This window comes from Weissella thailandensis, assembly GCF_005405465.1.
Lineage (GTDB): Bacteria > Bacillota > Bacilli > Lactobacillales > Lactobacillaceae > Weissella > Weissella thailandensis.
On record NZ_BJEC01000029.1, the window covers coordinates 1 to 11073 of the forward strand.

At 40.3% G+C, this 11073-nt stretch carries 10 protein-coding genes and 1 other annotated feature; of the genes, 8 read left to right on the plus strand and 2 right to left on the minus strand.

All coding sequences use genetic code 11. The annotated features are described in order from the left end of the window. A partial coding sequence (locus FFM62_RS09585; protein WP_137604531.1) for an IS3 family transposase occupies positions 1 to 334 on the plus strand: 334 nt, incomplete at its 5' end. Between the two features lie 88 nt (positions 335 to 422). Here the strand turns inward: FFM62_RS09585 and FFM62_RS09590 are convergent. Continuing rightward, positions 423 to 1265 (minus strand): MurR/RpiR family transcriptional regulator, encoded by an 843-nt coding sequence (locus tag FFM62_RS09590; RefSeq protein ID WP_115471727.1) that lies wholly within the window; start codon positions 1263 to 1265, stop codon positions 423 to 425. A gap of 149 nt (positions 1266 to 1414) precedes the next feature. Between FFM62_RS09590 and gnd the strand changes: the two genes are divergently transcribed. The 3 genes from gnd (at position 1415) to tyrS (ending at position 5029) form a co-directional block, all read left to right on the plus strand. Beyond that, positions 1415 to 2323, plus strand: coding sequence for a phosphogluconate dehydrogenase (NAD(+)-dependent, decarboxylating) (gene gnd / locus FFM62_RS09595; protein ID WP_115471728.1), 909 nt, complete (start codon positions 1415 to 1417; stop codon positions 2321 to 2323). Positions 2324 to 2450: 127 nt separating this feature from the next. Next, positions 2451 to 3155, plus strand: coding sequence for an FGGY family carbohydrate kinase (locus FFM62_RS09600; protein ID WP_115471729.1), 705 nt, complete (start codon positions 2451 to 2453; stop codon positions 3153 to 3155). A 614-nt stretch (positions 3156 to 3769) separates the two neighbouring features. Beyond that, complete coding sequence (gene tyrS / locus FFM62_RS09605; RefSeq protein ID WP_115471730.1) at positions 3770 to 5029, plus strand: tyrosine--tRNA ligase; 1260 nt, start codon at positions 3770 to 3772, stop codon at positions 5027 to 5029. A gap of 165 nt (positions 5030 to 5194) precedes the next feature. On the opposite strand, the gene gdhA is transcribed toward tyrS, so the two are convergent. Then, positions 5195 to 6541, minus strand: a complete 1347-nt coding sequence (gene gdhA, locus FFM62_RS09610) for an NADP-specific glutamate dehydrogenase (protein WP_115471731.1) — start codon at positions 6539 to 6541, stop codon at positions 5195 to 5197. Positions 6542 to 7086: 545 nt separating this feature from the next. On the opposite strand from gdhA, the gene FFM62_RS09615 reads away from it, so the two are divergent. The 4 genes from FFM62_RS09615 to FFM62_RS09630 all read left to right on the plus strand — a co-directional run bounded on the left by FFM62_RS09615 (position 7087) and on the right by FFM62_RS09630 (position 10854). Beyond that, complete coding sequence (locus FFM62_RS09615) at positions 7087 to 8175, plus strand: PTS sugar transporter subunit IIC (RefSeq protein ID WP_115471732.1); 1089 nt, start codon at positions 7087 to 7089, stop codon at positions 8173 to 8175. Positions 8176 to 8290: 115 nt separating this feature from the next. Beyond that, positions 8291 to 8626: a thioredoxin family protein gene (locus tag FFM62_RS09620; protein WP_115471733.1), complete on the plus strand. Its 336-nt coding sequence runs from the start codon at positions 8291 to 8293 to the stop codon at positions 8624 to 8626. Between the two features lie 71 nt (positions 8627 to 8697). Continuing rightward, positions 8698 to 8925: a binding site (T-box leader), on the plus strand. 48 nt (positions 8926 to 8973) lie between these two features. Beyond that, the gene (gene msrC, locus FFM62_RS09625; RefSeq protein ID WP_115471734.1) at positions 8974 to 9450 is read left to right on the plus strand and encodes a free L-methionine (R)-S-oxide reductase MsrC; all 477 of its coding nucleotides are present in this window, start codon (positions 8974 to 8976) and stop codon (positions 9448 to 9450) included. A gap of 48 nt (positions 9451 to 9498) precedes the next feature. Continuing rightward, complete coding sequence (locus FFM62_RS09630; RefSeq protein WP_174855253.1) at positions 9499 to 10854, plus strand: dihydrolipoyl dehydrogenase family protein; 1356 nt, start codon at positions 9499 to 9501, stop codon at positions 10852 to 10854. The last annotated feature ends 219 nt before the right edge of the window (positions 10855 to 11073 follow it).

Genomic DNA, 11073 nt, shown 5'->3' on the forward strand with positions numbered 1-11073 from the left:
AAATACTAGACCCAAATTAAATTACCGTTTAACAATCCACTCTGACCAGGGATTCCAGTATCAAAATTATGAATATGTCTCACGTTTGCAGAACAACCATGTGTTTCAAAGTATGAGTCGCAAAGCGACCTGTCTAGATAATGCTATGGCGGAGAGCTTCTTTCATCTCTTGAAGGTAGGAACTGTCCATAATAACCATTATCAAAACTATGACGAGCTGAAGTCTGCCGTCAATAATTATATCTATTACTACAACAATAAACGGATTAAAACAAAGCTGGCCGGAAAAACTCCGGTTCAATACCGAAGTCTTTCCGACCAGCTAGTTGCTTAAACTTCTCTCCAATTTTTGGAGTTCAGTTCAGAGTGTCTTTTTTGTATAATGTAGTTGTATTATAAAATAATATAGAATACTATCACGATTATTCGCGACTATCTTCAATTGTGCCACGTATGCGCTCAACGACCGCTTGGGTCTTATCTCCTAGTTGCACACCAACCAGTGTGAACAGGCTGTCCATAATAGTTAATTGTGCAATTAAAGATGACATTGATTCACTACGGATATTAACTTCCTCGGCTGCGCTAGCTAAAGTTAGTGAAGCAAGCTTGGCTAGTTCAGACTTGGGATGTCCGGTAATCGCAATAGTTTTAACGTTGTTTTCTTGCAGTTGTCGGGTAATATTTAAAGTACCGTGATTACGGCCTGAGTGGGATACAACGATCGCAATATCTTGATCCGTCATATGAACAGCTTGCATTAATTGCACGTCATAATCGGGATGTTGTTCAATATGTAGGGGTGTCCTTAAGAACTTATGATAGCCGTTTAAAGCGACGATTGATGATCCACCAATACCAAATAAGCCAACGTGGTGAGCATTGATAAGCCAATCAGTTGCAAGTTGCCAGTCCTCTGGTTTAATGAGATTGACAGTTGCTTCTAAAGCATTTTCTGCACCACTAAATACTTTTTGGATAATTTTGTTTTGATCATCCGTTTGGTCAATTTCACCGAAAAAACTATTTTCGGGAACGGGAAGGCTAGCCAAGCTGAGTGAAAACTCACGAAATGATCCAAAACCAACGCGTTTAACAAATCGAGAAACTGTTGCTGTTGATAGTCCCACGGCGTTGGCCATTTCTTGGATGGTTAATGAACGTACTTCGGTAGGGTTTTGTAAGATGAATGCAGCGATTTTATTATCTGATCCAGTCAGTTGGTCGCGCATTGATCGTATTCGTGCAAATCCTGATTGTGCCATAATTTCTCCTTCTATTCTCTAATTATGGCACAAAATGACATAAACTCAAGCGAAATGAAAAGATTTTACAATAAAAAGCTTGCAATATGAAAAACTTTTGCATTATAATAAGAGTGTAGAAAAAAACAAAAGAAAAAAGGGGTACAGACATGAAGTTCGCAATGATCGGCCTTGGTAAGATGGGCTTGAACTTGGTAAAGAATGCTGTTGACAATGGTCATGAGGCTGTTGCTTATGATTTGAGTGCAGATTCAGTAAAGGAAGCTGACTCATATTCAGACGCTGTTACTGGTGTTACTGACTTAGACGATATGTTGGCAGCTTTGCCATCACCAAAAGTAGTTTGGGTAATGGTTCCAGCTGGTAAGCCAACTAACTCAACAATCGATACATTGATCGAAAAGATGGATGCTGGCGATATCATCATTGATGGTGGAAACTCAAACTACAAGGATAACTTGGAGCAAAACAAGCGTACAACTGCTGCAGGTATCAAGTTCTTTGATGCTGGTACTTCAGGTGGTATGTCAGGTGCTCGTAACGGTGGAAACTTCATGATCGGTGGAGACGACGCTGAAGCATGGAAGACTATCGAGCCTTTGTTTGAAGGTATTGCTGAAAAAGATGGTTACCTATACACTGGTGAATTAGGTTCAGGTCACTACTTGAAGATGGTTCACAACGGTATTGAGTATGGTATGATGCAATCTATTGCCGAAGGTTTCGAAGTTTTGGAAGCCTCACAATACGATTACGACTACGAAGCTGTTGCTAAGTTGTGGAACCACGGATCAGTTATCCGTTCATGGTTGATGGAATTGGCTGAAGAGCAATTCTCAAATGATCCTAAGTTGGACAAGATTTCAGGTGTTATGCACTCATCTGGTGAAGGTAAGTGGACGATTGAAGAGTCATTGGACATGCAAGTACCAGCACCTGTTATTGCTTTGTCATTGATGATGCGTTACCGTTCATTGCAAGAAGATACGTTTACTGGTAAGGTCGTATCAGCATTGCGTAACGGATTCGGTGGACATGCTATGGACGCTGCAAAGTAATTTTTACCTTGCTAGACCTATAAAATATTTTTGATTGTGAAAGTGGAGACCGGGACATGAATAATGTGCCGGTCTCTTTTTTTGCTGTACTAGCGTATAATAGTAGTATTAACCTAGAGGAGTTATCATGAAATATATACTAACAATTGATGTATCTTTGTTGTCAGTTAAAACGACATTGATTGATGAAAATAATGCACAGCGTCAACATGAACTGCCATTGGCAACGACTGATGCAGAACGTGCAACGATTACACCAGATCAAATCTATAACCAGACGATTGCAGCCATTAAAGAGACCAATAAGCTGTTGTTAGATAGCCAAGCTGCCAAAATTGAAGAGATTATTTTTTCAGAAATTTCTCTTGATGGTTTAATGCCGCTCGATAAGAACTTTGAACCATTAATGCCGGTTATTTACGGTCAAGATACGCAAAAATATGTTGATGCTTTGACGATGAATGGCGTCACTGGTCAACTACAACGTAAAATGGGCTTATCGTTGTTGGATAGGACACCCTTTGTCTTAATTTTATGGTTAAAAAACGAACAACCAGATGTCTATGAGAAAGCTGTGCATTACATGAGTTTGCAAAGCTACATTATTTACCGTTTATTTGGTAAAAATATTATTTCGCGGGCTTATGCTGCACGAACAGGATTATATGACTTAGTAACTGATGAATGGGATACACAAGCATTGGCGCTATCTGGCTTGACGACAGCGGCTCTACCTGAAGTAACTGATTTTTCTGATCAGACGTTTACTACTTCTGATGAAGTTGCCACCCAAACAGGGATTAGCGTTCTTACAACATTTCACCTTAAATAAAGTATGCTATAATAATTAATGTTATCGGGGATGCAGTTGGCCAAGGGGTGATGTCCTAGGGCCGCCTTTTATGGAAGGTGCAATGCCTTGCTGTCCGATAATGGTTTTGTTGAGGTTGTGAAGGAGCCTCAACAAGGCGGAAGGTGTTCTAAGAAGGGATTCTTAGAACAAAAGGGGATTGTTAATGGGGTGGTGCCCGTTAACATGATATGGTGAAAACGTATAAGCGGTACGTGGTGGTCCGCTTATACACAAAGAGGCCTGCACTCATTTAGTGAGAGAGGCCTCTTTTTCTTTTACGCTTAATTGTTCAATTCTATAAAAATTATGCTATAATCGGTTTATCGTGTATGACAATTAGTAGAAGAATTGGTGGACATTCAGAGAATTAGTGGTGGCTGTGAACTAATCAAACCAATTAACGAATTACAGTCAGCAAAACGCATGAACGAAGTCCTCACGCTACGAGGTTATAAGTGGTCACAATAGGTGGCAATTTAGGTGGTACCGCGTTTAACAGCGCCCTAATCAAGGTTAAATTCTTGATTAGGGTGCTTTTTATTTTAATCAAGGATTTCAGTGATTCATACATAAACAAGTTGGAGGAACGAGAAATGGCAGCAGATATTTTAAATGAATTAGCTTGGCGTGGAGCCATTAACCAAGTCACTGACGAAGATGGTTTACGTGACCTAGTTAGTAAGGAATCAATCGGACTTTACGTAGGTATTGATCCAACTGGTGATTCAATGCATATTGGTCACTTGATTCCCTTTATGATTCTAAAGAGATTCCAACTGGTCGGTCATCACCCGGTTATTGTTGTTGGTGGTGGAACTGGAACGATTGGTGACCCTTCTGGAAAGAAGTCTGAACGTAAATTATTATCACAAGAAGATGTGGCAGCTAACGTAGAGAAAATCCGTGCACAGATGGTCAAGCTATTTGGTGAGAACGAGTTTACAATTGTTAACAATTACGACTGGTTGGGCCAAATGTCATTGCTAGGTATGCTTCGTGACTACGGAAAACTATTCTCTATAAACAGTATGTTGGCGAAAGATGTGGTCGCTTCACGTTTGGATGCTGGTATTTCATTTACTGAATTTACTTACCAAATTTTGCAAGCGATTGATTTCTATGAACTATACAAGCGTGAGCATGTGCGCCTACAAATTGGTGGTTCTGATCAATGGGGAAACATTACTAACGGTGTTGATTTAATCCACAAGCTTGTCGATAGTGAAGCACCTGCGTTTGGATTGACTGTACCATTGTTGCTGAAAGCTGACGGTACAAAGTTTGGTAAGACTGAAGGAGGTGCTGTATGGTTGGATCCTGCTAAGACAACGCCATTTGAATTCTACCAATTCTGGTTGAACACAGCTGATGCTGATGTTGAAAAAATGTTAAAGTACTTCACGTTCATCTCACAGGATGAAATTTCAGAATTAGTCGCAGAACTTGCTGAAAATGCTTCTGCACGTCATGCACAACGTCGTCTAGCTCAAGAGGTCACGACATTTGTCCATGGTGAAGAGGCTATGCATACAGCAGAAGTCATGACAAATGTTTTGTTTGGTAATGCTGATGTTGCAGCATTGTCAACTGACGAAGTTGCTGTTTTAGCTGGAAATGTACCAACATTTGAAATCGCAGCTGATGAAATTGGCTTGCTCGATTTGGTCGTTGTAGCCGGATTAGAAAAGTCAAAGACAGCTGCTCGTCGTTCAGTTAAAGATGGTGCTGTTCGTATCAACGGTGTGCAAATTAAGGACGAAGATGCTGTTATTAATCCAGCTGACAAGTACGATGGTAAGTATGTCATTGTTAAACGAGGCAAAAAGAAGTGGGCTGTTGCAGTCGTTAAGTAAAGGAATGTCGTAAATTCGTTACATTGAGGACTCAGTCTTTGGGAACACGTTTAAGCAAGAGTGAGACAAAAGACTTTTAAATCGTAAATTTACGAATTGATAATTAACATATGATAAGTAAAAACGGGTGGAACATAAATACTGTTCCACCCGTTTTATTGTTTTCTAAATTAATCCTTGTGCCGTCATCGCTTCGGCAACTTTTTCAAAGCCAGCAATATTAGCGCCAGCTTGATAATTTTTATCTAAGTGATACTTTTTATCGGCTGCTTCTGATTGTGCGAAAATATCTTCCATAATTTCCTTGAGATAGTCATCAACTTTCTCAAATGTCCATGATAAGCGTTCGCTGTTTTGGCTCATTTCAAGTGCTGAAACGGCAACACCACCGGCATTGGCGGCCTTACCAGGACCATATAAAATACCATTTTCTTGGTAAACATTAATAGCGGCAGCGTTACTTGGCATATTGGCACCTTCGCAAATATATTTTGCACCATCGCGAGCAATTATTTCAGCTTGTTTTTGGTCAATTTCATTTTGCGTAGCGCAAGGTAAAGCAACATCGTATTTAATATCTAGGTCCCAAACTGAACCTTCACGGTATTCGGCTGTTGATACTCGTTTTGCATATTCTGAGATACGACCACGTTCAACTTCTTTGATTTGTTTAACAATTTTATAGTCAATGCCATGTGGATCATAAATATAACCATTTGAATCAGAAACAGTCACCACTTTAGCACCCAGTTCTTCGGCTTTTTGTGTGGCGTAGATCGCAACATTTCCGGCACCAGAGATTTTAATGGTTTTACCAGCGAGTGAATCACCTTGGGCTTTAATCATGGCATTTGTGTAATATAGCAAACCAAATCCGGTTGCTTCAGTACGGGCAAGACTACCACCAAATGTTAAGCCTTTACCTGTTAACACGCCGTTTTGATAGCCTTGGAGACGCTTATAGGCACCAAATAGATAGCCAATTTCACGAGCACCTACGCCGATATCACCAGCTGGAATATCTAAGTCTGGACCGATATGGCGTTGTAATTCAGTCATAAAGCTTTGACAGAAACGCATCACTTCAGCATCTGACTTACCTTTAGGATCAAAATCACTACCACCTTTAGCACCACCAATGGGTAGTCCGGTTAAGCTATTCTTTAAAATTTGTTCAAAACCTAGGAATTTAACAATACTCAAGTTTACAGTTGGGTGTAGACGTAAGCCACCTTTGTATGGTCCAATTGCAGAATTGAATTGTACTCGGAAGCCACGATTAACATGGAACTTACCATCATCTGATTCCCATGGTACACGGAACTGAATGACACGCTCTGGCTCAACCAAACGTGCTAGAAGGTTATCATCCACATACTGAGGGTTTGCTGTCAGAGTTGGTTCTAAACTATCTAAAACAGCAAATACTGCTTCCTGAAATTCAATTTCATTAGGATCGCGACGTTGAATGTCGTTTTTTATAGTGTTAATATATTTTTTCACATTACTCACAAGGATGCCTACTTTCTTTGCTGGACTTAGACGTTTGTTACTTTAAATAATATAAATTTATTATTAAGTAACATGATAGCAGATTTTAATTAGATATTTCTATGTTTAATTAAAAAAATGCCATGAACGATTCGTTAATAAGATTACCTATGTTTCATGAACAGCTTGTGATTACCGTTGTTAATTGCACAATATTTTATAAATGGTCTGTATTTACAGGTAAAATGAACTAAATAAAAGATTGTTAAAATAAAATGAGAGAAAAGTGTTTGCATTCAAATTTTTAGGTGCATAATATAAAACATCAAATAAAAACGGAGATAAAAACGATGACAAAAACCATGATGAACAACACAAACAATGCGTTATTACGCGGCTTAATTTTAGACTTGATTATTATCAACTAAAAGGGTCGTGCAATTTGTGTCGGCCTTATAAGGGCCGACTAGTTTATCACTGGATTGTTATTCGTGAACCGCTAGTTAGGATTTTTCCAACTAGCGGTTTTTTGTATCTTCAGTCCCAAAAGAAAAAGGAGTAGGGTTATGACGCAAGGACAAGAACAAGAAAAGAAGTTGACGACAAAGGATTATGTTTTCCTTGTTTCACAAGGTGTTTCAAATACTGTGCTGGTATTCCTAGGAATTGGTTTGCTAGTTAATACGGTTGGAACCACCATTCATTGGGATGCGTTGGTACAAGTTGGTGATATCGCCCAAAAATTGTTGGCACCCGCTTTGGGGAGGGCGATTGCCGTGATGATGCGGACATCAACGTTGGTAATTGGCTCAACGATGATTGCTTCAACGGTTGGTGCTAATAGCATTTACTTTACATCTGATGTGGCCGCTCACACGTCGACAGCCACTGGTTGGATCGCCGCTCAAGACGCTGGTTCGCAAATTATGACAGCCGGTCAACCAGTATCAGCTGTTTTGGCAGGTATTATTGCAGCTATGTTGGGTAAGTGGATGACTGGTAAGACGCCGTTGGATATGGTTTTGGTACCATTTGCAGTGACAATGGTTGGTTCAATTGCTGGTTTGGGCTTGGCATCGGTCACAACACCAGCACTAAACTGGGTCAGTGGTGCGCTAGGACACACGATGCAAGTTAATCCAGTGCTTGGTTCATTGGTTGTTTCACTTTCTTGGTTTGTTTTCTTGATGACACCGGCTTCATCAGCTGCCTTGGCCATCGCCGTTCAGTTGGATCCTATGTCATCGGGAGCTGCCTTGATTGGTACAACAGTTGCCTTCGTCTCATTCACAGCGATGTCATTTAATCAAAACACTATCGGTGGTAACATCGCCCAAGGGTTGGTTACACCTAAGGTACAATTCGCCAATTTGCTAAAGCGTCCGATCCTAGCAGTGGGACCAGCTGCCATTGCAATGGTTACCGCAGTTATTGCCGTTGTTGGCTTTGACTTTAAAGTTCCATACGCTCTAGCTGGTTTGGGACTAAACTCATTGATTGCACCACTATGGTTGGCTGCTCACAACATGGCAGGTTTGATTTCACTAATCATCTTTGGTGTTGTTATCCCAGGAGTTCTTTCTTGGGCATACTACCGTTTCCTACGCGTTATCGGACAAACGCGCGTACAAGACCTACGTTTGCGTGAGGTATAAGTAATACGAACTAGTTGCGAAAGGGGTATTAATCGTTCATACTCAAAGAGGCTATCTTGACTAATTAGTAGATAGCTGATATTCTTACTATAAATAAGTGAAAGAGGGCGTGAACATGGATTTTTATCAACCTGAACTAAATGATGATGAAACAATTCGCCAAGAAATTGCGAAGCCTGGTAAGCAAGTAATGTTCTTGCAAGCTGACTGGTGTGGTGACTGCAAGGCTATCAAGCCTTTTGTTGCTGATATTAAAAAGGGCGTGACTTCAGCAGGTATTAACTGGTTTGATGCTGATCGTGATGCTAACTTAGCTATTGCACAAGAACAAGGATTAATGGGTATTCCAGCCTTTGTTCTGTTTGAAGATGGTAAACAAGTTGATCATATTGGAAATGGTGAGCGTTTGAACCCACAACAAGTGATGGATTGGTTAGCTGAAACTGTCTAAAGTTAAGATTCTCTCATGAATTGATTGACAAGATGTATAGTCCTTTGTATGATGTTGACAATTGAATTTTAAGAGATTCTATGATGAGAAAAGTAATGTTATTAATCCAATATAGAAAGCACTTGGTTGATGGAAAAGTGTTTGGAAGTAGCTTGAAAATGAGCTCTGAGAACGATAATTAGTGAGAGCTATTATCACGGCAGGAACCGTTATCTTCCCTAGTTTTTAGTCAAACTACAGAGATCTATTTGGCAACAGATAGATGAATTTGGGTGGTAACACGAGACATCGTCCCTAATAAGAACATAACGTTCTTATTAGGGACTTTTTTATTTGGAGGATGAAAAATGACAGAACAAACGACAGCAACCCCATTGCTTTCACAATTATTAACTTCATGGATTACAGGTGAGGAGTCCGAAGATTTTCCGTTGGCTAATTTATCTAATGCTGCGGCAATTTTATATGAAAACTTAGCAACGGTGAATTGGGCAGGCTTTTATTTATACGATCAAGAAAAGGATGAATTGATTTTAGGACCATTCTTGGGCAAACCGGCAGTTGTTCGGATTAAGCCAGGTTCAGGAGTTGTCGGCCAAGCGTATGAAAACCAAGCAACAACGGTCGTTGATGATGTCCATCAACATGCTGGCCATATTGCTTGTGATTCAGCATCTAATGCTGAAATTGTTGTCCCATTGACCCGCGAAAATGGCGAGAAGTTAGGGGTTATTGATATTGATTCGACGACATTTAATCGGTTTACAGAGCAAGACCGTACTGATTTAGAACATTTTGCGCAAACATTGTTACCATATATTTAATAAAAATTTGCCATAATAGTAGTGGATAAAGTTTTATGAAGGGACGGTATGAAAGCAGTGAGTGAAGTAAAACAATATGATGTCGCAATCGTTGGTGCGGGACCAGCCGGTTTAGCAGCGGCCCATCAATTACATGATGCAGGTAAAAACGTTGTTGTGATTGAAAAATATTTATGGGGTGGTACATGTCCTAATTATGGTTGTGACCCTAAGAAAATTCTGTTAGGTGCGGTTGAAGCGAAAGAAGCTACTGAATTTTTGTCAGGTTCAGGGATAGATGGCCAGGTCAACATCAATTGGTCAGATTTAATGGCGCGTAAGAATCAATATACAGATGGTATTTCTACAGGCACTGAACAATCATTGACCGCAAGTGATATTGACCATATCGTTGGTGAAGCCAGCTTTATTGATGAACAAACAGCGGTGATTCATCGTCATGGACAAGAGGTTACAACTGTTTTCGCAACTGATTGGGTCCTTGCAGTAGGGCAACGACCAGCACAACTATCATTTCCAGGTGCAGAACTAACAATTGATTCTGAACAGTTTCTAAGTTTGCCAGAATTACCAGATGAAGTGGTTATCATTGGGGGTGGTTTTGTGGCGATTGAATTTGCGTCAATTGCGGCAGCTGCGGGTGCAAAAGTGAGTTTGGTTGTTCGTGGCGACCGCTTACTGAAATCATTCGACGAAACGATGGTTGATTCATTGATGGACCAATTGGATGATCGTGGCGTACAAATGTATTTTGGTACGGAAGTGACTGAAATTACGTCAGTCGATGGTGGGTTAGAAGCAACTTTGAGCTTTGGTAATACCTTGTCAGCTGGACTAATTGTTCGTGCCACTGGTCGTGTTGGTAACCACGATACACTAGCTTTAGAAAATGCCCATGTGCAGTTTTCAGAGCAGGGTATCTTGGTTGATCATTATTTGCGCACGAGTAATCCACATGTGTATGCAGTGGGGGATGTGGCTAATTCACCAGCTCCTAAAATTACACCACTGGCATCATTTGAGTCACAACATGTAGCCAATGAAATTTTGGGTGAGGAACAATCGATTGCTTATCCAGCTATGCCAGTTGTTGTATATGGTACGCCAAAGTTAGCCCAAACAGGTGTGACAACTGAAACAGATGATACGGATCGTTATACCGTCAATGATTTAGATATTACTAGTTGGTATACGTCTTATCGTCAAGGAGAACCAGCAGCCCGTGTCAAAACAGTCATCAATGGTGACGGTCAGATTGTTGGTGCATCTGTGTTAAGTACTCACGCCGATGAATTAATTAATTATTTGTCATCAGCGATCAATCAAGGATTGACTAAAGAGGCGGTGTCGCAACAGTTGACCGCGTATCCATCAGTAGCTTCAGATTTGACTTATTTCTTTTAATGAAGAGCAAGACAAAAGTCGTTTTGAAGTCGGTGTGTCACGCGTTTGCGCTGTAAAATTTACAGGCGGATAATTAACATATCTTTAACACAAAAAGGGTTGGAACATTTCTTTTGTTCCTGAACTGAACCCCGTAAGTTGGAGTAATTTCCAAAACTTACGGGGTTTTACTATGTTTTCAAAAGAAGTACAAATTGAAGCAGTCACGATGTACCTACA

Bases quoted from the DNA above. Each gene is read 5' to 3' on its own strand.
- FFM62_RS09590 (WP_115471727.1), bottom strand. From the start codon at position 1,265: ATGGCACAATCAGGATTTGCACGAATACGATCAATGCGCGACCAACTG.
- gnd (WP_115471728.1), top strand. From the start codon at position 1,415: ATGAAGTTCGCAATGATCGGCCTTGGTAAGATGGGCTTGAACTTGGTA.
- FFM62_RS09600 (WP_115471729.1), top strand. From the start codon at position 2,451: ATGAAATATATACTAACAATTGATGTATCTTTGTTGTCAGTTAAAACG.
- tyrS (WP_115471730.1), top strand. From the start codon at position 3,770: ATGGCAGCAGATATTTTAAATGAATTAGCTTGGCGTGGAGCCATTAAC.
- FFM62_RS09615 (WP_115471732.1), top strand. From the start codon at position 7,087: ATGACGCAAGGACAAGAACAAGAAAAGAAGTTGACGACAAAGGATTAT.
- FFM62_RS09620 (WP_115471733.1), top strand. From the start codon at position 8,291: ATGGATTTTTATCAACCTGAACTAAATGATGATGAAACAATTCGCCAA.
- msrC (WP_115471734.1), top strand. From the start codon at position 8,974: ATGACAGAACAAACGACAGCAACCCCATTGCTTTCACAATTATTAACT.
- FFM62_RS09630 (WP_174855253.1), top strand. From the start codon at position 9,499: ATGAAAGCAGTGAGTGAAGTAAAACAATATGATGTCGCAATCGTTGGT.